This window comes from Bacteroides faecium (assembly GCF_012113595.1).
GTDB classification, from domain to species: domain Bacteria; phylum Bacteroidota; class Bacteroidia; order Bacteroidales; family Bacteroidaceae; genus Bacteroides; species Bacteroides faecium.
Genome location: NZ_CP050831.1, coordinates 3,143,741 through 3,168,283, shown reverse-complemented (window position 1 = coordinate 3,168,283; position 24,543 = coordinate 3,143,741). Strand labels below are relative to the sequence as shown.

Here is a 24,543-nt window from a genome sequence, read left to right as displayed (position 1 = left end):
TCACTCATATATAGGGAGCCACTCATCAAAAGAGTGGCTTTTCTTTTTGTTTTTCGTAAATAAGCCGTATCTTTGCCGAAATTTATAACATTCTGCTAGCAGTTACGTAATAAAACCAACAAATTAATTAGATAATGAACAAAATCATTAGCAAAGAACGCTTTTCTGAGAAAGTATTCAAATTTGAAATTGAAGCTCCTCTAATTGCTAAATCTCGTAAGGCCGGACACTTCGTCATCGTACGTGTAGGCGAAAAGGGAGAACGTATGCCTTTGACTATCGCTGGTTCCGATGTAAAGAAAGGTACTATTACTTTGGTTATACAGGAAGTCGGGCTTTCTTCTACCCGTCTTTGTGAACTGAATGAGGGTGACTATATTACCGACGTAGTAGGTCCGCTCGGACAAGCTACACACATTGAGAAATTCGGAACAGTAATCTGCGCCGGTGGTGGTGTAGGTGTAGCTCCGATGCTCCCTATCGTACAGGCTTTGAAGGCTGCCGGCAACCGTGTGATTACCGTACTGGCAGGACGCAACAAAGACCTTATCATCCTGGAGAAAGAAATGCGCGAAAGCTCTGACGAAGTTATCATTATGACAGACGACGGGTCATACGGTCGCAAAGGCTTGGTGACGGAAGGCGTGGAAGAAGTTATCAAACGTGAGAAGGTTGATAAATGCTTCGCCATCGGTCCCGCCATTATGATGAAATTCGTTTGTTTGCTGACTAAAAAATATGAGATTCCGACTGACGTTTCGTTAAATACCATCATGGTAGACGGAACGGGTATGTGCGGTGCCTGCCGAATCACCGTAGGCGGAAAGACTAGATTCGTTTGTGTAGACGGCCCTGAATTTGACGGCCACCAGGTGGATTTCGACGAAATGCTGAAACGCATGGGTGCGTTCAAGAAAATCGAGCGCGAAGAAATGAACAAGTTACAGCCCGAATGTGAAGCCACCAAAGAAATCGACGAAAAAAGCCGTAACGCTGCCTGGAGACAGGAATTGCGTAAATCAATGAAAGCGAAGGAACGTACGGCTATTCCCCGTGTCGAGATGAACGAACTTGACGCGGAATACCGTTCACATAGCCGCAAAGAGGAAGTAAACCAGGGCTTGACAGCAGAGCAGGCGGTTACAGAAGCCAAACGCTGCCTTGACTGTGCCAATCCGGGATGCATGGAAGGCTGTCCGGTAGGTATAGACATCCCCCGTTTCATCAAGAACATTGAACGTGGAGAATTCCTCGAAGCCGCCAAGACACTGAAAGAGACAAGTGCGCTCCCGGCTGTTTGCGGTCGTGTTTGTCCGCAGGAAAAACAGTGTGAATCCAAATGTATCCATCTGAAGATGAAAGAGCAACCGGTAGCTATCGGTTATCTCGAACGCTTCGCAGCCGATTACGAACGCGAAAGCGGACAGATTTCCGTTCCTGTTATCGCGGATAAGAATGGCATCAAAATAGCTGTTATCGGTTCGGGACCTGCCGGATTGGCATTTGCCGGTGATATGGCTAAGTTTGGATATGATGTAACTGTATTCGAAGCACTGCACGAAATTGGCGGTGTATTGAAATATGGTATTCCTGAATTCCGTTTGCCCAACAAGATTGTAGATGTGGAGATTGACAACCTCGCCAAGATGGGGGTCAACTTTATCAAAGACTGCATCGTAGGAAAGACTATCAGTGTAGAAGACCTGAAAGAAGAAGGTTTCAAAGGTATATTCGTGGCTTCCGGCGCCGGCCTGCCCAACTTTATGAATATCCCCGGTGAAAACTCTATCAATATCATGTCTTCCAATGAATATCTGACCCGTGTCAATCTGATGGATGCTGCCAGCGAAGACTCTGATACTCCGGTAGCTTTCGGCAAGAACGTAGCTGTGATTGGCGGTGGTAACACTGCTATGGACTCTGTCCGTACGGCTAAACGCCTGGGAGCTGAACGTGCCATGATTATTTATCGCCGTTCGGAAGAAGAAATGCCCGCACGTATCGAAGAAGTAAAACATGCCAAGGAAGAGGGAATAGAATTCCTGACATTGCATAATCCTATCGAATATATCGCCGACGAGCAAGGTTGCGTTAAACAGGTCGTCCTGCAAAAGATGGAATTAGGCGAACCGGATGCTTCCGGACGCCGTAGCCCTGTAGCTATTCCGGGCGCGACGGAAACGATTGATATTGATTTGGCTATCGTAAGCGTCGGAGTATCTCCTAACCCGATTGTTCCAAGCTCCATCAAAGGACTGGAATTGGGACGCAGAGGAACGATTACTGTCGATGACAACATGGAGTCTTCCATTCCTATGATTTATGCAGGTGGCGACATCGTTCGCGGTGGAGCTACTGTCATTCTCGCTATGGGAGACGGCCGCAAGGCTGCTGCTGCCATGAATGAGCAATTACAAGCGTAGTAAAGCAATACACGGGCTGAAATTCAGCCCGAAGACAGATAAGAAAATCCCCGTCTACATCGAGTAAACGGGGATTTTCTTATTATTAAAATATCAGAGATACTTTCTTACTTTACTACTTTGTTCGTCGCGGGATCCGGAAAAATAACAGCCGGTTTAAACGACTTGGCTTCTTCAAAATCCATCAATGCGTAGGACATGATAATGACAATATCATCCGGTTGCACCTTGCGGGCAGCAGCACCATTCAGGCAAATCTTGCCCGAACCGCGTTCACCTTTGATAATGTAGGTTTCAAAGCGTTCGCCATTATTATTATCAGCGATATACACTTTTTCTCCCGGAATCATGTTCGCAGCATCCAGCAGGTCTTCATCAATCGTGATGCTACCCATGTAGTTCAGATTCGCTTCCGTGACGCGTGCGCAATGAATTTTCGACTTCAACACTTCAATCATCATAAGGTTTCGTCTTTTTAGTTATTCTTTATATTTAATATTATCAATCAGCCGGACTTCTCCGCAGAATACCGTGATGCATCCTACGACATAAGAAGTATCTTCCCAGCTATCTATTTTCTGCAATGTATTTCCGTCTACGATTTCAAAATACTCCAAACGCAAGCCCGGAGCGGCTTCAATCGCATCTTCCACCATCTTCTGCGTTTCGCTCACTGTGTGAGTGGCTGCAAAGTTACGACTTTTAAATAATGTCCGTGAAATATTTAAAGCATTTTCACGTTCTTGTGCAGATAAACGCTTATTCCGGCTACTCAATGCCAGTCCGTCCTCTTCGCGTACAATCGGACAGCCTACGATTTCCAACTTATATCCCAGTTGGCGCACCATCTCACGAATAATTGCCAGTTGCTGGAAATCCTTCTCACCGAAATATGCCTTGTCCGGCTGCACAGCATCAAACAACTTGCTGACAATCTGGCAAACACCGTTGAAATGTCCCGGACGAAACGCACCTTCCATCACCGTATCCAATGGAGCATAGCTGAATTGGCGGGTATCCGGTTCGGGATACATTTCACTTACGGAAGGAGCAAATACAAATGCAGCCCCACATTCTTCCAATAAGCCGCAATCAGCATCCAACGTACGCGGATATTTCTCTAAGTCGTTCTTATCGTTAAACTGTGTGGGATTTACAAAAACACTCACTACAGTTACACCATTCTCACTTACGCTGCGCTTTACCAGAGATGCATGTCCCGTATGCAAAGCACCCATTGTAGGAACCAGTCCCACCGTTTTACCTTGGGCTCTCAGGGCAGTCAATTCCGCCTGTAAGTCCTTGATAGTGTGCACTATTTTCATTTTCGTCAATTGGTTTATGTTTTACTCGTTTGCAAAAACTCTGCAAAATAAACTAATATTTGCCACATAAAGAAAGAATATCTTATTTAATGTGCCTTTTTTTTCGTATCTTTGCAGAATATTATAGTGAACTATCGTTATTATGACAAAGGCGAATAAAGTTTTATTTATTACTCAAGAGATTACACCTTACGTTTCAGAATCCGAAATGGCCAATATAGGTAGAAACCTTCCACAGGCGATACAAGAAAAAGGCCGTGAAATCAGAACATTTATGCCCAAATGGGGAAATATCAACGAGCGCAGAAACCAGCTGCACGAAGTGATTCGTCTCTCCGGTATGAACCTGATTATCGACGATACTGACCACCCGCTGATTATAAAAGTCGCTTCCATCCAATCCGCACGCATGCAGGTATATTTCATCGACAACGATGACTATTTCCAAAACCGTATGCAGACAGCGGACGAAAATGGCGTGGAATACGACGATAACGACAGCCGCGCTATCTTCTATGCACGTGGCGTACTGGAAACAGTGAAGAAGCTTCGCTGGTGTCCGGATGTTATCCATTGTCATGGTTGGATGACGGCTTTGGCTCCTCTTTATATTAAGAAGGCCTACAAGGATGAACCTTCTTTCCGCGATGCCAAGGTAGTTTTCTCTGTTTATGAAGACGACTTCAAGAATACGCTTAGCGACGACTTTGCCGCAAAGCTGATGCTGAAAGGCATTTCAAAGAAAGACTTAGGCGATTTGAATGAACCGATGGACTACGCTGCTCTTTGCAAACTAGCTGTTGACTATTCCGACGGAGTAATACAGAATAGCGAAAAGGTAGATGAGTCTATCATCGAATACGCCCGTCAATCAGGCAAATTGGTACTTGATTACCAGGACCCGGAAAACTATGCAGACACTTGCAACGAGTTCTACGACCAGGTATGGGATGCCACTTCCAACAACAACGAAGAAGAAGAATAAAAAAAATCAAGATACGACGATCATGAAAGCAAAATACGCCTTAATCGCTTTACTGGCAATCACTTTTTTCGGTTGTGATGATAACACAGCAGGATTGGGACTGGGAATGTTTCCGGGAAGCGACCAGAATATTAATGGACAACTGACGACATATGATGTTACAACGGAATCCGTCTCTGCAGGTAAAATTTATGCGATGAGTAACATCGGCTATGTAGGAAAGTTTACGGATGATATATTCGGTACTTATGAAGCTGGTTTTTTAGCTGAGTTGAATTGTGTGGAAGGAACGACATTTCCCGGAGCATATAATTATGAAAAGAATACATCTTTCGATAAAAATAACAAACCTACCCTAACGATGGTAGGGCCAGGCGGAAATGAGGCGGACAAAAAGGATATAGAGTTTGTAAAGGATGGCTATGGAAATATCATAGGTAATATCCATACCATTGAACTCTATTTATGGTACGACAGTTATTTCGGAGATTCATTGACTGCTTCCCGTTTAAGTGTTTATAAATTAGGTGATGCAGCAAAAGAGTTAAATGAGGGTAATGCTTATTATACTAATATTAATCCTGAAGAATTTTACAATCCCAAAAACCTATTAGGAACTAAAGCCTATACAGCGGTTGACCTATCTGTAAAAGATTCTATCCGCAATCTTAGCTCGTATGTTCCTAGCGTACATGTATCTTTCAAAGATGATGTTGCAAAAGAAATAGGTGCAAAAATAATAAAAAAAGCCTATGAGTCAGGAGCCAACTTCGATAGAAAAGCGTTTAAAGAGGCTTTTGAAGGAATCTACGTAAAAAGTGACTATGGTGACGGTACAATACTCTATATAGATCAGGTCCAAATGAACGTAGTATATAAGTGCTATGCTATAGACTCTATTAGTGGCAAAATATTACCTAAACAGGCAGCGGTAGAAGCAGGAGAAAGTAAAGACTCCACATATTATGGATATCGCTTTTTCAATTCTACCCGTGAAGTTATTCAAGCAAACAGTTTGGATAATGACCCGGATGTTATTGAGGAACGCATTAAAGACCCCGATTTGACTTATATAAAAAGCCCTGCAGGTATTTTCACTCAAGTAACTATTCCTGTTAGTGAAATAGCAGAAAAGCTACAAGGAGATACGTTGAATGCTGTAAAACTGGGAATTCCTATTTATAACGAAACGAATGAGAAGAAGTTTGGAATGACCAAACCGAGAAGTGTTTTATTGATACGTAAAAAGTATAAAGACACTTTCTTTGAAAAGAATCAACTTAGTGATGGTACAATTTCATCGTTATTTGACTATTCAAATAATACACTTAGCTTTACTCAGTATACATTCAACAATATCACTCAAATGATAAATAATTGTTTGGCAGATAGGGAAGCTGCGAAGAATTTATTACCAATGACATTTAAAGTTACTGATCCGGTAACTAATGTTGAAAAAAACAAAACAGCAACAACTATCGAAGAATGGGAAGAATATAGTGAGTGGAATAAGTTCGTACTTATCCCGGTACTTGTTACCAAAGATGCTTCATCAAGCAATAGTTATTATGGAACTTCTGCGAATATAATAAGTATACAACATGACTTAAAACCAGGTTTTGTACGCTTAAAAGGAGGTACTAAAAAAGGTTCTGATGGTAAGCCAGATCCAAATAATGTATTAAAACTTGAGGTTGTTTCCACAAACTTTGGAACAAAATCGAAATAAGAAACATTAGAGACACATCTATAAAATATCAGCGCGGATTACTTGATTGTAATTCGCGCTATTATTTTATAGAAATACTTGAAAGACGACAATACAACGAAAAAGCCGTGAACTTGATTTTCATCAAACTCACGGCTTTTTATATTAAGAGCGATTTGTATTATCCTTCTTTCTCTGCTGTAGCTTTCTTAGCTTTTGCAGCCGACTTCTTTGGTTCAGCAGTAGCCTTTTTAGCAGCAGCTTTCTTGGCAGCAGGTTTAGCTGCAGCGGTTTTTGCAGCAGGTTCTTTAGCAGCAACCGCAGTTGCCTTCTTTGCTGTACTCTTTTTCGCAGCAGCTTCCTTCGCAACCTTTGCTTGCAATTTCTCAACTTCTTTCTGTAATCCGGTTATTTCATCACCCTGATTCTTAATCGTAGTCAACAAAGAATTGAGTTCTTCGCTATCCACATCCGAAGGATATAATGAATCCACCCGTTTGATGAAGTCAGCAAGAATATTCATATAGTTAGTGAAAGCATCATAAGGAGAATCATAAATACCACGGTTCAGCCAAATACCGGTATTCTTCGTAGTCATGAAACGGAAGTTGTTGCTAGCCTGCAAATAATCCCAGTCCTGCTTGATACGACGGTCGTCACTCAAGTGAACACGTTCTGCTACACTATACAACTTATTGAAAGCTTCACGCTGCATAACATTACCCAGCCAACTACTTGTATCTCTTTCTTCATCTACCCATGACATCGGATAAGGAACATCAAGCTGAGAAACAGATTTCAACTTCGTCACGATTTCGGTCGGCGTAGAGAAAGTAATACCTTTCACTTTCGCACATTCCGGCAGAGCTTTCAGGAATTCGAGAATATTGGAAGACAAAGGTTGAGCCATACCAAGCGCACTCAATTCCATAAAGATATTGATAACCTGTTCTTCCTGTGGAAATGCATCAATCCAACTGATATATTTATCAGCAAACAAAGGATATTCCGCCCAATCCGAGTTAGAGAAACGCAAACCTATATCATCCGATAACTTGAAGTCTCTCAACAAAAGTTTAAGGCTCGGAGCCTGATTGCAATGATATACATAGTGCGAGCTCTTCCAACCCAATACATGTTTAGCACCTTCCGTCAACATTCCCTTGAAGCCCAAAGAAGCTACCAAACCGCCGATTTCATCTGAATAAATCAAACTGGAGTTGCGGAACACTTTCGGTTCCTTGCCAAACATCTGCTTCATCTTATCACGCTGACGAATCACTTCTTCACGGAAGCAATCCTCATTAGCAAGCGAAGACAGACCATGCGAATAAGGCTCGCAAAGGAATTCACAACAGCCGGTATCATTCAGTTGATGCAATAAGTCAATCACTGCCGGAGCATGAATTTCCAGTTGCTCCAACGCCACGCCTGAAATAGAAAGCGCAACTTTGAAAGCACCGCCCGAGTTCTTCACCATTTCAATCAGTGTACTAAGGGCAGGTATATATGAACGCTCGGCAACTTCATTCATACTCATTTCGTTTGCATAATCATCATAATAATAATGATCATTACCAATATCGAAGAAACGATAGCGTTTCAAATGGATAATTTGATGTATTTCAAAATAAAGACAGATAGTTCTCATTTTTGTATATTGTTTCGTTATTTACCATAGTTTCTTAACACATCCTCGTAGAGAGCACGAATTCTCAAACCGACTTTTTCCCAAGTAATTCCGTCAACCTCCTTCTTTCCTTCTTCCTGAAGATATTGGAAAAGAGATGGATTGGTACAAAGGGAATAGATAGCGTCGGCCATCGCATGAATATCCCAGTAATCGGTCTTAATCACCTCATTGAGGATTTCACCACAACCCGATTGCTTTGAAATGATGGAAGGCGTTCCACATTGCATAGCTTCCAGCGGAGCGATACCGAAAGGCTCGGAGACAGAAGGCATGACAAACACATCACTATTCTTATAAACCTCATATACTTGCTTACCTTTCATAAAGCCCGGGAAGTGGAAACGATCGGCAATACCCCGCTCTGCCACCAGATTAATCATGGCATTCAACATATCGCCCGAACCTGCCATCACAAAACGGATGTTACGGGTGCGTTGCAACACAAGCGCAGCAGCTTCCACAAAGTACTCCGGCCCCTTCTGCATGGTAATACGTCCGAGGAAAGTAACCACTTTCTCTTTAGAATGATCGGGACGCGGAATATCCAAAAGTTCCTGTGACAATGGATAAACGGCATTGTGCATGGCAAATACCTTTCTCGGATCCTGATGATACTCGTTAATAACAGTACGGCGAGTCAATTCGGACACACACATAATACAATCGGCATGATCCATACCATTCTTCTCTATCGAATAAACAGTAGGATTGACTTTTCCACGAGAACGGTCGAAATCCGTAGCATGCACATGGATACACAGCGGTTTACCGCTTACCATCTTGGCGTGCACACCGGCAGGATAAGTCAGCCAGTCGTGTGCATGAATAATGTCAAACTCTTGCGCACGGGCTACTACACCGGCGATAATAGAGAAGTTATTGATTTCTTCGTGTAAGTTTCCGGGATAACCACCGGCAAAATCCATACATCCCAAATCATTGACATGCATATAAGAGAAATCGGCATAGATATGATCACGGAAAGAATAATATTCTTCCGGTGATGTATTTGCCTGTAAGCGAGACTTCAGATAGTCATAATTAATATCACGCCATACGACAGGTACTTGATTCATACCGACTATTTTCAGGAACTTCTCTTCTTCACCGCTGGGCTTAGGCATACAAAAGATTGTCTCGACATCACCCTGCAAACTCAATCCCTTAGTTATTCCATAAGAAGCAACTGCAAGACCACCATATATTTTTGGGGGGAATTCCCATCCAAACATTAAAACTTTCATCTTCGTTCCTCCTTTTTTTTAATAATACTTAGACAGCAGCTTCAAAACACGCAAGATTTCTGCCGTATTCATTGCAAATGACACCGCGCCACGTCCTCTGAAAGGCGGATTTCCGTCAAACAGTTCAGCAAGCGAACCAACGCAATGGCTTGTCATTTCATCATCATAGCTAATCAATTGGCGTTCAACAAATGACAGCCCACTCATTTTATAAATCCGAAGATAAGCTTCCAAATAGAATCCCATCAGCCAAGGCCAGGCCGTTCCCTGATGATATGCATAGTCACGTTGTACCTGCGGGCCTACATAATTCGGGTTGTATCCCCCACTCTTCGGACTCAACGAACGGATTCCCTTAGGAGTCAGCAACTCTTTGGTCACGATATCAAGCACTTGTTTCTTCTGCGCCCGATCCAATGGAGAATAATCAAATGCCACAGTGAATATCATGTTAGGACGTACACTCCAATCCATCATATTGCCATCCACATAATCAAGCAGATATCCGTATTCATTACGGAATACATCAACAAATGACTTACCTGTCACTTCTGCCTGTGCGTCGAGTTCATCTGCCAGATATACATCGCCGCCTTCGCGCACCAAATCGGCCACAAAACGCAGTGCATTATACCACAAAGCATTAAATTCAACAATATATCCTGTACGCGGAATCACCGGATGTCCATTCACTGTAGAATTCATCCATGTAATCGCTTTTTCCGTACCATTCGCATAAAGCAGTCCGTTTTCATGCAGGAAAAGGTTATCATGTTTCCGCTGACGGATAAATTCCATGATATCTTTCAGAAGTTCTCCATATTTCTGACGGCATTGTTCGCGGGAAGTCTCCTTTGTATATTGTTGCAAAGCCCAGACAGCCCAAAGCAATACATCAGGATGCTCCATTTCATAAATCTTGTATCCGACAGGCTCTTCATTAATGAAGTTACGAATCGCCTTTTCCGCCGTTTTCATCACATCTTCAAACTGGTCGACTTCATCGATAGAGAGTGTCAGTCCCGGCAGGGCAATGAACATATCACGGGCGCGGCACTTAAACCACGGATAACCGGCAAGAATATAATGTTCGTCTTCCTGTTGGTTATGGAATTGGTGAGCAGAGTTTTTCAGACAGTGGTAGAAGCTATCACGCGGCGTACGGTCGGCCACTTCCGCTTCAAAAGTCTGTTTCAGTCTGCGGGGAGTGATTTCCGAAGTTCCGGCAGAGAATACGATACTCTCTCCTTTCTTTATATCCACCTCGAAATAGCCGGGAACATATAGGTCTTCGTTAAAGTCATACCCACGCTCTTGTTCTTTCGGATACTCAATGCCACGATACCAGTCGGGCTGGAAGTGGAACTCACATTTTTTGTTCAACTGCATGTAAAGTTCCGGGTAACCGGGATACATACAAGTCTTGATACCATTTTCCACGAGTTGATACTCGCGGCTTGCCTGTGCGTTTTCGTGTGTGTACTCGCGTACACTCCTGAAAGCAAGGAACGGGCGGAAGCGCAGAGTCGTCGCCGAGTGCGCATCAAGTAAAGTATAACGAATCAGGATTCTGTTTTCATGATGTACAAAGATTTTTTCTTTGCGGAGAATCACACCTCCAACACGGTAAGTTGTCGCCGGGATATGTTCGCAGTCAAACTCGCGGATATACTTGTGCCCGTTGGGACTAAAGTTGTTTCCTTGATATTTATGCAATCCCAAGTTAAACTCTGCACCGTGTTGAATTACCGTTTCATCAAGAGAAGATAGCAGCACATGATTTTCATCGTCGATATTGGGAACCGGAATTACCAATAAGCCGTGATATTTGCGTGTGTTACAATCAACAATCGTTGTACAATGATAAGCTCCTGCCTTGTTCGTCCGGAGTATTTCTCTCTGAAGAGATTCTTCCAGATTCGTCATGAGGGTCTTGTCAAATCGTAAATAACTCATAGTTGTGCATTATTTAAAGGTTAATTATTGGCTATTATATCGCACCTGCATTTATCGCCACATTATATACTAAATGGCTGTAGCTCCATACATAACAGGTATAACGCCCAAATGTACAAATTATAGATAAAAACAAAAATAAAAAGGCTTTTTATTTTCAGTTTTTGTGCAAATATTCGTAGTATTGCGTAAAATATCTAAAGAAAAGAATGTCATGAAGCAAGATATTCAGCGTATCATGGTGGCTGCAGCAAAGCCTTTGTTCCTAATTTTTATCTTATATATACTCAAGTTCCTGGAAGTCGGGATGGACTGGGACTTCTCTCACGCGGGGGTATACCCTATGGAGAAGCGAGGTTTAATTGGTATTCTGACTCATCCGCTGATACACAGCGGGTTCAGCCATTTACTTGCAAATACACTCCCTTTATTCTTTCTTTCCTGGTGTCTTTTTTACTTTTACCGGGGAATAGCCGGTAAGATTTTTATTCTCATCTGGCTTGGCGGCGGCCTGCTTACTTTCCTTATCGGAAAACCGGGATGGCACATCGGCGCCAGCGGACTTATCTACGGACTTGCTTTCTTTCTCTTTTTCAGTGGCATTCTCCGTAAGTATGTCCCGCTTATTGCCATTTCCCTACTTGTCACCTTTTTATATGGGGGGATTATCTGGCATATGTTTCCCTATTTCTCTCCCGCCAATATGTCATGGGAAGGGCATCTCAGCGGTGGAATCATGGGAGTGCTCTGCGCATTTGCTTTTGTAAGTCACGGACCTCAGCGACCGGAACCTTTTGCAGATGAGGAAGAGGACGAAGAGGACGACAAAGAAGCCAACGAAGAAACGGCACCGGAAGAAGAAGAAAATATATAAGAACAGGCTTGCGTCAGTTTTCCTGTCCTGTCAGGACTTATGCAATGCCTCAATCAACAACGTAATATTCGCCGTAAACAGCCTCACTGAAATAGCAAGCAGGATAATACCGAAGAATTTACGGATAAGATAGATACCGCCTTTTCCGAGAAAACGTTCCACACGCCCGGTCATACTTACCACGAAGTAAACCCAAATCATATTCAAAACCAAGGCTATGATGATATTAACACTGGCATATTCCGCCCGAAGTGAAAGCAATGTGGTGAAAGCTCCGGCACCTGCCAGCAAAGGAAAGACAAGCGGTACCAGAGTGGCTTCTTTGATAGGTCCCTGATTCTTGAAAATTTCAACGTCCAGAATCATTTCCAAAGACATGAGGAAAATAACAAATGCACCGGCAACGGCAAAAGATTCAATATCTACGTGGAAGAGTTTCAACATCATATCTCCCGCATAGAAAAATCCTATCAAGAGGGCAAAAGAGATGACAGTAGCTTTCGTTGCATTCACATCCTTCCCTTTTTCCTTTAGGTTTATTATAATAGGTATGGAACCAATAATATCTATTACCGCAAAAAGTACGATAAATGCACTGACCATCTGCTGCCAATCAAAACCTGCAAACATAATTCCCTCCTTTTTTTTCTGCAAATATACTCTATTTTTATGCATTCAAACAATAAAAAAAACAAAAAGAAGGGGTATATGTTGACAGTAGTGTCGCATTATGAGTAAATTTGTACGATTAACAAGAGATTACGACGTATGGAAACAATGTTCGACACTTTGCTCCAATTGCCTTTATTCCAAGGTCTTTGTCATGAAGATTTCACCAGTATACTGGATAAGGTAAAGCTACACTTTATCAAGCATAAAGCGGGAGAAACTATCATTGAAAGTGGTAGTCCTTGTACCCAGCTCCGTTTTCTGCTAAAAGGCGAAGTCTCAATCGTCACCAATTCTAAAGAAAACATTTACACTGTCATTGAGCAAATGGAAGCGCCCTATCTGATAGAGCCGCAGTCGTTATTTGGAATGAATACCAATTATAATTCTTCTTATATAGCGCACACGGAAGCACATACGGTAAGTATCAATAAAGTGTTTGTACTCAGCGACCTGTTTAAATACGAGATTTTCCGGCTCAACTACATGAATATTGTCAGTAACCGGGCACAAAATCTTTATTCACGCTTATGGGAAGAACCCACACAGGATTTAAAAAGCAAAATCATCCGTTTTGTCCTGCTACATTGCGAAAAGACACAGGGAGAAAAGATATTTAAAGTAAAGATGGACGACCTCGCCCGCTATTTGGACGACACCCGGTTGAATACTTCCAAAGCGCTTAATGAATTGCAAGATAGCGGCTTGCTTGAACTACGAAGAAAGGAAATTCTTATTCCGGATGCGCAGAAGCTGATTATTTAATCGCCAATATAAATCCAATACCTTCATGAAAACAACACATTTATACACTTTTTCCCTCATCCTTCTTTTCGGATGCAGTTTAACACTAAAAGCACAATACAAGTGGTTCAATCCACAAAAAGAAAAATTTCCGGTCGTACGCGGACAAGCATGGCAAGGACAGCAGGAAGAACCATCAACAGCTTATACACGCCTTCCGCAACGAGCCAGAGAAAAAGTGAGAAGAGACGTATGGAACTTATCACTCCAAAGTGCAGGATTATCCATCGCTTTCCGCTCTAATTCACCGGAAATAAAGGTACGCTATGTTGTAAAAGGTTCCCTTTCTATGCCGCATATGCCGGCAACAGGCGTATCAGGTATTGACTTATACGCTACAGACAACAACGGCCAAGAACGCTGGTGCGCCGGACGGTATGCCATGCGAGATACAATCACATACGATTTCAGCGAACTTTCGTATGCCTCCAAAGCTAGAGACGGCTTCGAGTATCAGTTATTTCTACCTCTCTATAATAATGTGTCATGGCTGGAGATAGGCGTACCCGAAAGTGCTTCTTTCCGCTTCCTTCCCGTCTCACAGGAGAAGCCCCTGGTGATTTACGGAACCTCCATAGCGCAGGGAGCTTGTGCTTCACGCCCGGGAATGGCGTGGGGCAACATACTAAATAGAAAGTCGGGACACCCTGTCATTAATTTAGGTTTTTCCGGTAACGGCAGACTAGAAAGCGAATTATTCGACTTATTATCAGAAATCGACGCCAAACTGTTTATTATCGACTGCATGCCCAACCTGCCGGGAGAAAAAGCAAAGGTTGTATATGACCGCACTTTAGCAGGAGTAAAAAAGCTGCGTAATGTCAGCAAAGCTCCCATTTTGCTGGTAGAACACGACGGATACGCCAACGATGCCAGTTCCGAAGAAGCGGAAAAATCATACCGCATGGCTAATACCGAACTACGCAAAGCATACGATGCCTTGCAACAGGAACAAATTGCGGATATTTACTATTTGACAAAAGAAGAAATAGACATTCCGGCAGACGGTATGGTAGACGGAGTTCACGCAACAGACTTGGGCATGCAGCAATATGCGGATAGTTACCTGAAAAAAATACGGGAGATTCTGCATGAAAAGAGTGAAGGCCCTACTTCATGCATCCCATGCAAACAACAAAGAGACTCCTACGACTGGTATGAACGACACGAAGAAGTCTTGAAACTAAACCGGCAGAACGCCCCGGAAATTGTCATGATAGGCAATTCCATCACACACTTCTGGGCTGGCGAACCGGCTGCACGGACACAGCGTGGTAAGGAAGCCTGGGAAAAACTATTCGAAAACAAATCAGTACACAATCTAGGCTTCGGCTGGGATAAAACAGAAAACGTACTATGGCGTATCTACCACGGTGAACTGGACGGTTTCAAAGCTAATACGATTTTTCTGCTGATAGGAACCAATAATCTTCAATTTAACACTGACGAAGAAATAATACAAGGTATCCTCGGGGTCACCGAAGCCGTAAAAACACGCCAGCCACAAGCTAAACTATGCGTAATGGGAATCTTGCCGAGAAAAAACATGGAAAAGCGCATCTTGCAAATCAACAAAGGGCTTCGTAAGAAATTAGAAAAGAATTGTACGTATATTGATCTTACTTCCTTGCTCACCAGCAAAGGTGGTATCATCAACTCCGCCTTATTCATCGACGGACTGCATCCGAACGCTGAAGGATACGAAAAAATAGCTGAGACTTTAAAAAAACATATTTAGAAGTTCCGTAAAGCTGCAAGTCCTTTTTCTTCATAAGAGGGTGTGACATTTTTCAATTTGCCACACCCTCTTTGAAACAGGATAGTATTAAAAGGGGGAACTATCCTTATTTACGGATTTATCTCACTCATACAGGTTCATCTCACTCATACAAAAATAAGGATTCGCAGATACTCCTTTTAATGCTGTCAGTTTTACATACCGTCCGCTTAACGATTTCTCCAGTGTGTACATTTGCAGGCCATTAATAGTACCGTTAGGGGTAAATTCTCCAGCACTTTCCCAATTTTCATTATCCGGGCTGACTTCCAAGCGCATTTTCGCAGCAAAATTGTTATTACCATTCCGGCGTGCCACGGCAATCGCACGGATAGTGGCAGTTATTTGTAAGTCAATAGTCAGATAATGAGGATAATCAGGTTTTGTCGGATTATACTGGGTATGCCAATATGTATTTATATCACCGTCAATTGCATGCTCGGCATGACCGCCACCACTTTCACCGGTTTCCTGCTGGGAAGAATAACCGATTACCGCCCAATTATCCATTGCTATTTTAGTTACCAGTGCATTCGCATCCACCTTGAGAGTAGGAGCTACGTATTCTTTTTCGTCATCCTCAATGAACGTTTCGATAGAAATCACCGCATTATCAGAAACATTGGTCAGGATTACTTCCAAGGTAGCCGGATCCACCGTAATATCCTCGTCGTCATAATGGATAACCGAACGTACCACGCCCGCGTCCGTACGTGCAGCAGACAAGGTAGCTACCACCGTTGCGGGATCTGTCTTATATATATATGTAAAAGACCGTGACAACCCAGTGGGAATATCCGAAGCGCCGCATTCTTTTACAGGTGCCGCAAAGTCATCAATAGCGGTATCAGACGGTTTCCAAACATCTCTCAGGTTAAAATATGAATCCTCCGCCACGTCATCCAAGAGAAGCTTGTCCACGCTTGCATCTATACGTTCATGCTTTTCTTCTCCCGATATGGACTTGTAATACACTTCAGTAGCCACAACTTTTGATGAAATGCTGGTTGATAATATGACCAATGCCGTATTGGCATTGTCCGGTTGCCTGAGTACCGCTTGAACAAAACGACCGGTACGCAAAGTATTCATATATCGCTCTCCGTACACATCCACTATGACATCGCTTTTTATCGAGCTGTTACCTTCTTTATCCATGGAGTATATGGAGAATGTGTATGTCTTTTCCGGCAAATTTTCAAGAACATATTCAAATTCCAGCCTGTCCTGGTATTCCACAGGAATTTCGGCCAGTATTTTTTCTCCTTCACGGATTTGACATTTGACCACCTGGGTAGGATATTCTAGTGTCCAAGCCAGTTTGGCGCGGTTGTATCCAGAATATGCAACGACCTCCTTGGCTTTTGCCCGGTATACAATTTCACCTCCTTCCAAATAGTCTTTATAGGAGTCTTCCATAGAATCACAAGAAGCAAGCAGGCTTGCAGCGCTTAGTACGATTGTTATATATTTCAATGTTTTCATATTCAATAAATTTTAGTTATCTTGGGTCACCATAGAATTCCAGTTCCGAGCATACGCCTAGATTTGATTCAAAACCCTCAAGGCTCTCTATACGGATGTATCGTACAGGTGGAGCATCCAATGGAATCAAAAATTCATGTCCCTTGTTGTGGGCCAGGTCAAAGTCTTCATCAGACATATATTCACGCCCAAAGCCTATTGGCAGTCCGGACGGCTTTACAATCGGGCAGGTTTGAAGTAGCGTCCACCCTTCCATATCCGTTGTGGGATTATTACTTCCGTAAACTTTATATAACTTTCCGTTTCCACCATAGTAATAGTGCCCATAGTTGCCGGTAGCCGCCCATGCATATTGCCAGATAACAATACGGCTCAAGCGTATCGGTTTGTCGCCTAAAGAGAAAGAAGCATACCAGGGAATATTACTTTGGCCAAATGCGTTAAACTCAAAGTTACCATCCCAGAATTTTACAACATTGCCATAATCTTGCACCTGGTTGAAATAGTCCGCTCCCAAAGATTTAAAGTTGTTGCGGTTCAGCTTTTCTTCGTAAATAGGCAACAGTGATTGCTGCTTGAGCGCTGACAAGTTATTCCACTTATCACGTACTTGTACGGAGAAATCCGTCTCTTCAATCGCCTGTCCTCTGACCGTATAATTACCCTCTTTGGATGATGTATAATAGGTATCGATATTAACATTATCCCCGAATTGATCTTTTTTAAAAGTAATGATGGCCAGTTCGGCTCCTGTGGGATTGATCCATCGCAAGTTAACCCCGCCAAAATCAGCCTGCATTTCTATGGAGTTAAAGACTGCGACGACCGGCGGAGTATCCGGAGTGAAATTTACAATATATGGTTCGGAACGGTTACCGGCACGATCTACACTCGTCAAAGCAACCTGGTACTCTTTCACCTCAGCAAACCCTTCTACCAGAATAGAACGCCCGTTGTAAGAGGAGTTAACATGCAAATTATCTCCATTAGGCAATGTATAGGCAGCCTCTATATAGAGAAGGTCCGGATCCGGTGGCAGCCGGTAGGAGATTTTCGCTCCGCCCGGAATCGGAGATATTACCACATCCGTCACTTGTTGAGGAGCAACACTATCTTGGTCGATAGGTTTTCTTTCCACATCTTCACAAGCCAGGAAGAAGAATAAAGCGAATAAAAAGTAACTATATTTCATTTTATATTTCTTTTAAGAGTTATACTTACCATCCAATCGTTTGGACTAAATTTGTGTTCTTATTTAACAATGAGATAGACAAAGGCCACAGATAATCACGAGCTGTAAATGACTGCAAAAAGAGCACTCTCTCCTTATAATAATTTTCCGTTGTTCTTTGAGTACAATCCCAGCCTGTTACAGGTTTCGCCATATACTCAGCAGTTTTCAACCAACGCCGCAAATCCCAAAAGCGGTGCCCCTCCAACGATAATTCAATTAAGCGTTCCCGTTGGATAATTTCACGCATACCGTCTTTCGAATTTGGCTTGTTCGGGTTTATCGAATATTTTGTCCAACTGTTTTTTACGCCTTCCAGTCCGGCACGGGTTCTTACCTTATCTACATAATCATAAACCTCCTGCCGTGGAGTTTCACCTCCCGACTCGTTTAACGCTTCGGCATACATCAGGTAAAGATCCGCCAGACGAATAATAGGCCACGGATATGCTTGGGCTGAGTAAACCGTTTTTTGAGTTTGCACAGACGCCATGTTCACCAATTTCTTGCCCCAGTATCCGGTGACACAACAACGTTCTCCCTGTGTCGAGTTCGAGGTTTGTCCATATAATCCTTGTAAAACGAATGGGGCGTCATCTTTTTTCCCTGAGCCATACCAAACTCCGCAGTTAAAACCGAGAGAAGCGTAAAATCTGGGTTCACGGTTGAAATTAACCTGTGCAGTGGTACCGCGAATCACGACCTCCTCTTCTGCCGTTGCCGTCCTTAAAGCCTCCTTATCTATTCCCGTCCAGTCTTTGTCTTCCTCAATAGGTATTCCATGTGAAGTATAATATTGGTCTGCTATTTTCTTATTGACATTTAATGAAAGATGTATATGACTGCCTATCTGTAATTTATCCGGATCCAAATAAGCCTGGACTTCTTTCTGAATAGCTCCCGGAGAAATGACCGATCCCCAGATTAATTCACTATTCCATTCCTTATCGGTCACACTTCCACGAATGGTGTATTCCGATTTTAACAACTCATCAGGAATATCCTGCAAACTCGTATATTGATAAAGTCGCATATTCGCTTCGGGACCTTCGCAAAGCGCAATCGCTTCTTCACAAGCTTGCGCGGCTATCGCCCACTTATTGTCATCCTTTTCTCCAAACAAATGCTCTCCGTCCTTATTCTTGAACTCATCGTAATAGGAGTTCCCGTTAAATTGCGGTGAAGCAGAAGTAAGCAGTACCTTTGCTTTCAGGGACAGGGCTATCGTCCGGGTTATACGCCCCAGATTGTCAATACGTGAATAAATAGCAATTGGAAGATCCGGCGCAGCCTCATCCAATAATTGGACGACATAATCGACACATTCGTCCCACGTATTCCTTTTAAGACGCACTGCTTCGGGACTTGCATCAATCGGAAGGTTTTCCTTGACCAACGGGATAGGTCCGTACATTCTCATCAGGTAGAAATGACAGTAAGCCTTGATTACTTTTGCTTCCGCTTTCCATTGACGGGCGTCCAGTTCTTTGAGCCCTTTTACTTCGTCTACACGTTCAATAAAAGTATTGCATTTGCGAATTGTATTCCACAGCCCTCCGCTTTCATATTTATTCTGATAGGGAGAGTTCGTGTTCTGTTCTCCGCGAGCAATCATCCATGACAGATAAATATCGGGATATTCTGCAAATTTAATAAGATTCTCCCATGACCAGAACTCGTCTCCGGCAAGAAACGCCGGGTTATATGTGACATCCGATTCTTTCGGCAGACCTGCATAACAAGTAAACAGATAATGCTCGGTAGTAAGTGCGTTTGCAAAAGAATGGTCGAGTGTCGGTGTATCATCAGGTATAATGTCCAGATAATTACACCCCTGGAGCAGTGCCCCGATTAGTATTATTGTAAAATATATTTTCTTCATACTTCTGCTTCTTTAAAATGATAACTGTAAACCGATATTATACGTACGCTGTATCGGGTAACCCAGTCCCTTGCCAGCCATTTCAGCATCCCAAAGTTTAAACTTACTGAATGTCAACAGATTGGTTCCACTTAGATAAATCCGAAGGTTGGTCATACGTAGTTTATGCAACACTTTATCCGGGAGTGAATATCCTATTTCCACTTGTTTCAAGCGTAGGAAACTACCGTCCCGCATAAACCATGTACTGGTTTTATTGTTGTTGTCAACCAATGTATTCGACAGACGAGGCCACAAAGCATAAGGATTCTGATTGGTTTCCGACCAATGGTCATTGGCGTAAACGTTCAGCAGCGCATTATTACTAATCACCTCTTTAACATCATCCGTGTCAACAAAAGGCGCAGTAGTTTTCTGGTCAATCCAAAATGACTCACGAGCCAGCCCCTGGAAGAAGAAAGAGGCATCGAACCCTTTATATCCGGCTGACAATCCGAAGCCATATATAATTTCAGGCGAAGTAGGATAACCAATAGGGGCCTGGTCATTTTCGTTTATTATACCATCTCCATTAATATCACGATATTTAATATCACCCGCTAAATATTCACCGAACTGCTTAGGAGAATTATCAACATCCGCCTGGTCTATAAAAAGACGCTCGGCGATATATCCCCATGTCTGTCCTAAAGAATGGTTGATATGAGAACGCCATGGAGCATCCGGGTAATCGGGTTCCTCATATACCTTATATTTACTGGTAGAGTAGGTGAAATTAAAACGTCCGGTCAGCCACAGGCTATTCTTAAAATACTTGTTATAATCCAGCGAAGCGTCAATCCCGTGCGCATAAGCCTTTCCAAGATTCGCTTTTATTTCGGCTTCCAATCCCATTTCCGGCGTAATGGATTCACGTTTCATCAGAATGTTGCTACGATCTTCACGGAAATATTCAAGCTGAACATTCAGGTCGTTCAGCACAGTCGCTTCAATACCGAGATTCATTTTCTTGGCAACTTCCCAAGTGATATCGTCATTCGCATATCGTGTGATTGACGTAGTCGGACGATACGCAGGTCCATTAAAGTTCACCCCAAACCCAGGAGCAGTGCCTGCTCCCTGATTCACCTGACTCATGTAAAAGAAGCGGTCGTTTTCATTACCAATTGCATCATTACCGACTAAGCCATAAGTAGCTTTCAGTTTAAGTTGTGTCAGGACTTTCGACAACGGCTTAAAGAAATTTTCATTTGAAATCATCCATCCCGCACCTATTGAAGGGAAGAAGCCGAAGCGGTGTTTTTTAGCGAAACGTTCGGAACCGTTATAACCGAAGTTACCTTCTATAAAATAACGGCTGTCATAACCATAGGTGAAACGACCGGCAAGCCCGATGTTCCGATAAGGCAGAGACTTGGGAAGGTCTTTTGCACTACCCACCAAAGACGTCTTCATTGTATACACCAACAAACCACCGACCGAATGCTTTTCCGCAAAAGTACGGTCGTACTGCGCGGCTGCTTCCAGATAGAAAGTCGATTCGATAATCTTGTCACCCGGTTTATATACAAGCCATTCTTTTGCGCTATTTTCATTTGTATTGCTTAATGTATAAGTCTTGTCCATCTTGTCATACTTGCTGATCACATAATAATATGGACTATAAGCCCGACTTAGGTCGAAGTAAGAAGTGCGGGTAGTATTTGCCATTACACGGGCGGTCAACCCCTTCGTAATAAAATCAAAGTTCTGTTTTATTTCGGCCTGAGCCAGTACTACCGTTCTTGAATATTCTTTGTATCCTTTTACCATATCTGCATAAGGATTTATATAATTAGCGGTTGCTGTGTTACCAAATAAAATGTGATCGGTATAAGCATTCGCTTCGTCCGGCGCATAATAAGCGGGATAAAGTACCGGGTTAGCGCGCATTACTTTGTTGAACATTCCTTCACCTCCGTCAATCGGGCCACTATAATCATCAAAGTTAGCATTGATGCGGATAATCATTTCCGTAGATTTTGTCAGGTTCAGATTTACATTAGAACGAACCGAAATCTTATCCAAGGCAATATTTGAATTAAAGTTATTCCGTTTGTCTACCTTCAAGATACCATTATCCCGGTTGTAAGTGACTGCCAGGTAATAACGTGCCACTTTTCCACCGCCACTCAAGTTCATGTTAAAACGTTGGTTGGAAGTCATATTCTTGAACAGCATATTATACCAGTCAACAGCAGGATACATATAAGGATTTGTGCCCGCTATTGTATTGTCTATTTTTTCTTGCGAGTACGGCTGCGCCGCTAAAGGGTTACGTGTTGTGACGGCTTCATTATGCATTCTCATATAAGTAATCGGATCTGCGATATCTATTTTTTTCGTAGGTGTCGCAAACGAGTTCTCAAAACGTACGGATATCTTTAATTTTCCTTCCGTCCCTTCTTTCGTAGTGACCAAAATAACTCCATTGGCTCCTCGGGCACCATACAAGGCGGACGAAGTGGCATCTTTCATTATCGAGAAACTTTCGATATCATCCGGCTGCAAACGCGCTAAGTCCGTACTTGTCAACTCCACCCCGTCAATCAGAATGAGGGGGTCTGCCTTATATCCGAATGTCGTTACCCCACGAACGAAGAAGTCAGCGTTGTCCTTTCCGGGCTCACCGCTACGTTGATAGGAAATCAGTCCTGCTACACGACCAGCCAAAGCAGTTGTAAGGTTGCTGCTCGGAACCTTGAGTTCTGCTGGTTTAATGGTTGATATAGAACTGATCACACTTTCTTTTTTCTGTTTTGAGAATGCAACGACGGTTACTTCCCCCAGCGTTTGAGAATCTTCCTGAAGGTTTATAACCCGGAAATCATTCAGTTTATCCGGATAAAAAGATACTTCCAACTTTTTATAGCCGATATAGCTGAACTCAATTTTAGTAGCAGAAGAAGGGACTTTTAATTGGTAATTACCATCCAGGTCAGTAACAGTACCTAAAGAGGTGCCAATTACTTTAACATTTGCACCGATTATAGGCTCATTGGTCTTGTCGTCCAATATTACACCTTTTATCGTATACATTTTTTGCTGTTGTACACTCTCAATATCTTTTGCCTGAGTAGACAAATGTACAAACAACAAAACAAAAAGCATAGCGGTCATTCTCCATAAATTCCATCGGCTTTTTCGAAGAGAATTTGTTTTTGCGTGATTCATAAATTTTAAAAGATTAGTGGTTAATTAGGTAATTCATTTTGTTCCTTACGCTTATATGGAACAGGAAATTTTCTCTGACTGTTTTTAATCCATAGGCTTTCTAATTTTAAGTTTATATATCAGTTTTTCGTTCCCTGTGCTAGTCTATGCCGTTTTGTTGATAAAAAACAATAGTCAACAAAAGCATGAGTTCTTATGGGACTTAGTTAGTAATTAGACAAAAAAAACGATACATTACTGATAAGCAATCACTTATAATAAGAAAGAAGAAGACGGAAATCTAAAATAAAAGGTTGGGTATAATAAATGAAATATCATATTTAATTATATCCAACACATTTAATTAAAAAATACAGATATAAGTAGAAGCGATAATAAAAAAAAGAAGTAATTAGGTTGCATTTTAAAATTTTATTCATATATTTGCCACACAAAACAGTATAATTAGGTGAGTATTGGTGAAAAAGAGCGAAATACTAAGTACCATAAGGACTTCATTAATTATACAGTATTTTCTAATGATTTGTTTCATATCGCATTTTAGCTTATACCTTATTAATTTTATCTAGCTATTCCTCTGTATCTCTTTCTTTATAAGCTGAATAACAATAATTTTCCTGTGGATTTTGTTTCTTTTGAAACTTATGTAAATAAGAGTTTTTATATCAGATTTATCAGAACCATTCAACATCAGCTTCGCAAGAAAGGTAATTTTGAGATACCCAAAAAGTTTCCATTAGCATTCAAGATAGCCACACCAAAAGTTCGATTCTATTTTGTACGTTGGCTCTCTTCTGATATTTCAAAATTATTTCATAGACAAATGTTCTATTTTTAAGATTATGGTAGAATTTACTGGAAAGAAAAAGTCCGAAATAGAAAAACAAGTGCATAAATTATTGCAATAATATACAAATTAAAGGGTGATTCTGTATTTATTCTCTTGAAATATGCATCAAATAGCGTCACTATCCGAAGTGTTTCCCGTAGTGAAACCAATCGTTTCTCGGTGTGGAACATTTGGTTTCTCACCGAGAAACGATTTGCTCCTTCTAAAGAAGCTCAAAATCAGACTTCGAGAACTGATTATTCAGTCAGATTGATTACTTTTTTGTTTAAACAAGTATTATCTATTTCATATCAAATAGAGGGAATATAGGATTTATTTTCTTGAAAACAAATCCTAAAGCAGACAAAAAGATTAAAGTAGGATATTATTCGTATCACCACACACTTTACTTATCGAAAATACAGGCTATTTTTGCTTCCACTCT

At 42.0% G+C, this 24,543-nt stretch carries 16 protein-coding genes; 6 read left to right on the top strand and 10 right to left on the bottom strand.

The annotated features are described in order from the left end of the window. Positions 1-134 precede the first annotated feature (134 nt). The gene (locus BacF7301_RS11220; RefSeq protein ID WP_167962813.1) at positions 135-2,423 is read left to right on the top strand and encodes a bifunctional dihydroorotate dehydrogenase B NAD binding subunit/NADPH-dependent glutamate synthase; all 2,289 of its coding nucleotides are present in this window, start codon (positions 135-137) and stop codon (positions 2,421-2,423) included. A 107-nt stretch (positions 2,424-2,530) separates the two neighbouring features. On the opposite strand, the gene panD is transcribed toward BacF7301_RS11220, so the two are convergent. Both panD and panC read right to left on the bottom strand, forming a co-directional pair. Continuing rightward, positions 2,531-2,884 (bottom strand): aspartate 1-decarboxylase, encoded by a 354-nt coding sequence (panD, locus tag BacF7301_RS11215; RefSeq protein ID WP_004301789.1) that lies wholly within the window; start codon positions 2,882-2,884, stop codon positions 2,531-2,533. 18 nt (positions 2,885-2,902) lie between these two features. Next, on the bottom strand, positions 2,903-3,748 hold the full coding sequence (gene panC, locus BacF7301_RS11210; protein ID WP_167962811.1) for a pantoate--beta-alanine ligase: 846 nt from the start codon (positions 3,746-3,748) through the stop codon (positions 2,903-2,905). 142 nt (positions 3,749-3,890) lie between these two features. Here panC and BacF7301_RS11205 point away from each other — a divergent pair, with 142 nt between their 5' ends. Beyond that, positions 3,891-4,733 (top strand): glycogen/starch synthase, encoded by an 843-nt coding sequence (locus BacF7301_RS11205; protein WP_167962809.1) that lies wholly within the window; start codon positions 3,891-3,893, stop codon positions 4,731-4,733. 22 nt (positions 4,734-4,755) lie between these two features. Then, positions 4,756-6,462, top strand: a complete 1,707-nt coding sequence (gene bamH, locus BacF7301_RS11200; RefSeq protein WP_167962807.1) for a BamH family beta-barrel-assembly machinery protein — start codon at positions 4,756-4,758, stop codon at positions 6,460-6,462. Between the two features lie 160 nt (positions 6,463-6,622). On the opposite strand, the gene BacF7301_RS11195 is transcribed toward bamH, so the two are convergent. The 3 genes from BacF7301_RS11195 to BacF7301_RS11185 are packed head-to-tail and all read right to left on the bottom strand — an operon-like array spanning position 6,623 to position 11,334. Beyond that, positions 6,623-8,092 (bottom strand): glycoside hydrolase family 57 protein, encoded by a 1,470-nt coding sequence (locus BacF7301_RS11195; RefSeq protein WP_167962805.1) that lies wholly within the window; start codon positions 8,090-8,092, stop codon positions 6,623-6,625. A 17-nt stretch (positions 8,093-8,109) separates the two neighbouring features. Then, a complete protein-coding gene (locus BacF7301_RS11190; protein WP_167962803.1) occupies positions 8,110-9,378 on the bottom strand; it encodes a glycosyltransferase family 4 protein in 1,269 nt (422 codons plus the stop codon). Between the two features lie 18 nt (positions 9,379-9,396). Further along, the gene (locus BacF7301_RS11185) at positions 9,397-11,334 is read right to left on the bottom strand and encodes a glycogen debranching enzyme N-terminal domain-containing protein (protein WP_167962801.1); all 1,938 of its coding nucleotides are present in this window, start codon (positions 11,332-11,334) and stop codon (positions 9,397-9,399) included. A 214-nt stretch (positions 11,335-11,548) separates the two neighbouring features. Between BacF7301_RS11185 and BacF7301_RS11180 the strand changes: the two genes are divergently transcribed. Then, positions 11,549-12,208, top strand: coding sequence for a rhomboid family intramembrane serine protease (locus BacF7301_RS11180; RefSeq protein WP_167962799.1), 660 nt, complete (start codon positions 11,549-11,551; stop codon positions 12,206-12,208). Between the two features lie 30 nt (positions 12,209-12,238). On the opposite strand, the gene BacF7301_RS11175 is transcribed toward BacF7301_RS11180, so the two are convergent. Then, positions 12,239-12,838: a MarC family protein gene (locus tag BacF7301_RS11175; protein ID WP_167962797.1), complete on the bottom strand. Its 600-nt coding sequence runs from the start codon at positions 12,836-12,838 to the stop codon at positions 12,239-12,241. Between the two features lie 138 nt (positions 12,839-12,976). Between BacF7301_RS11175 and BacF7301_RS11170 the strand changes: the two genes are divergently transcribed. Then, a complete protein-coding gene (locus BacF7301_RS11170; protein ID WP_167962795.1) occupies positions 12,977-13,642 on the top strand; it encodes a Crp/Fnr family transcriptional regulator in 666 nt (221 codons plus the stop codon). Between the two features lie 25 nt (positions 13,643-13,667). Then, positions 13,668-15,419: an SGNH/GDSL hydrolase family protein gene (locus tag BacF7301_RS11165; RefSeq protein WP_167962793.1), complete on the top strand. Its 1,752-nt coding sequence runs from the start codon at positions 13,668-13,670 to the stop codon at positions 15,417-15,419. A 123-nt stretch (positions 15,420-15,542) separates the two neighbouring features. Here BacF7301_RS11165 and BacF7301_RS11160 read toward each other — a convergent pair whose 3' ends face one another. Genes BacF7301_RS11160 through BacF7301_RS11145 form a run of 4 tightly spaced genes read right to left on the bottom strand, consistent with a single transcriptional unit; the run spans position 15,543 to position 23,206 of the window. Further along, complete coding sequence (locus BacF7301_RS11160) at positions 15,543-16,943, bottom strand: DUF4998 domain-containing protein (RefSeq protein ID WP_167962791.1); 1,401 nt, start codon at positions 16,941-16,943, stop codon at positions 15,543-15,545. A 16-nt stretch (positions 16,944-16,959) separates the two neighbouring features. Beyond that, the gene (locus BacF7301_RS11155; RefSeq protein WP_167962789.1) at positions 16,960-18,135 is read right to left on the bottom strand and encodes a DUF5126 domain-containing protein; all 1,176 of its coding nucleotides are present in this window, start codon (positions 18,133-18,135) and stop codon (positions 16,960-16,962) included. Positions 18,136-18,160: 25 nt separating this feature from the next. Next, entirely contained in the window at positions 18,161-20,056 is a 1,896-nt protein-coding gene (locus BacF7301_RS11150; RefSeq protein WP_167962787.1) for a RagB/SusD family nutrient uptake outer membrane protein, read from the bottom strand. Between the two features lie 12 nt (positions 20,057-20,068). Continuing rightward, the gene (locus BacF7301_RS11145) at positions 20,069-23,206 is read right to left on the bottom strand and encodes a SusC/RagA family TonB-linked outer membrane protein (protein WP_369805656.1); all 3,138 of its coding nucleotides are present in this window, start codon (positions 23,204-23,206) and stop codon (positions 20,069-20,071) included. Positions 23,207-24,543 lie beyond the last annotated feature (1,337 nt).

Bases quoted from the DNA above. Each gene is read 5' to 3' on its own strand.
- BacF7301_RS11150 (WP_167962787.1), bottom strand. From the start codon at position 20,056: ATGAAGAAAATATATTTTACAATAATACTAATCGGGGCACTGCTCCAG.
- BacF7301_RS11175 (WP_167962797.1), bottom strand. From the start codon at position 12,838: ATGTTTGCAGGTTTTGATTGGCAGCAGATGGTCAGTGCATTTATCGTA.
- BacF7301_RS11160 (WP_167962791.1), bottom strand. From the start codon at position 16,943: ATGAAAACATTGAAATATATAACAATCGTACTAAGCGCTGCAAGCCTG.
- BacF7301_RS11205 (WP_167962809.1), top strand. From the start codon at position 3,891: ATGACAAAGGCGAATAAAGTTTTATTTATTACTCAAGAGATTACACCT.
- BacF7301_RS11170 (WP_167962795.1), top strand. From the start codon at position 12,977: ATGGAAACAATGTTCGACACTTTGCTCCAATTGCCTTTATTCCAAGGT.
- BacF7301_RS11195 (WP_167962805.1), bottom strand. From the start codon at position 8,092: ATGAGAACTATCTGTCTTTATTTTGAAATACATCAAATTATCCATTTG.
- BacF7301_RS11165 (WP_167962793.1), top strand. From the start codon at position 13,668: ATGAAAACAACACATTTATACACTTTTTCCCTCATCCTTCTTTTCGGA.
- BacF7301_RS11190 (WP_167962803.1), bottom strand. From the start codon at position 9,378: ATGAAAGTTTTAATGTTTGGATGGGAATTCCCCCCAAAAATATATGGT.
- panC (WP_167962811.1), bottom strand. From the start codon at position 3,748: ATGAAAATAGTGCACACTATCAAGGACTTACAGGCGGAATTGACTGCC.
- BacF7301_RS11220 (WP_167962813.1), top strand. From the start codon at position 135: ATGAACAAAATCATTAGCAAAGAACGCTTTTCTGAGAAAGTATTCAAA.
- BacF7301_RS11155 (WP_167962789.1), bottom strand. From the start codon at position 18,135: ATGAAATATAGTTACTTTTTATTCGCTTTATTCTTCTTCCTGGCTTGT.
- BacF7301_RS11180 (WP_167962799.1), top strand. From the start codon at position 11,549: ATGAAGCAAGATATTCAGCGTATCATGGTGGCTGCAGCAAAGCCTTTG.
- panD (WP_004301789.1), bottom strand. From the start codon at position 2,884: ATGATGATTGAAGTGTTGAAGTCGAAAATTCATTGCGCACGCGTCACG.
- bamH (WP_167962807.1), top strand. From the start codon at position 4,756: ATGAAAGCAAAATACGCCTTAATCGCTTTACTGGCAATCACTTTTTTC.
- BacF7301_RS11145 (WP_369805656.1), bottom strand. From the start codon at position 23,206: ATGCTTTTTGTTTTGTTGTTTGTACATTTGTCTACTCAGGCAAAAGAT.
- BacF7301_RS11185 (WP_167962801.1), bottom strand. From the start codon at position 11,334: ATGAGTTATTTACGATTTGACAAGACCCTCATGACGAATCTGGAAGAA.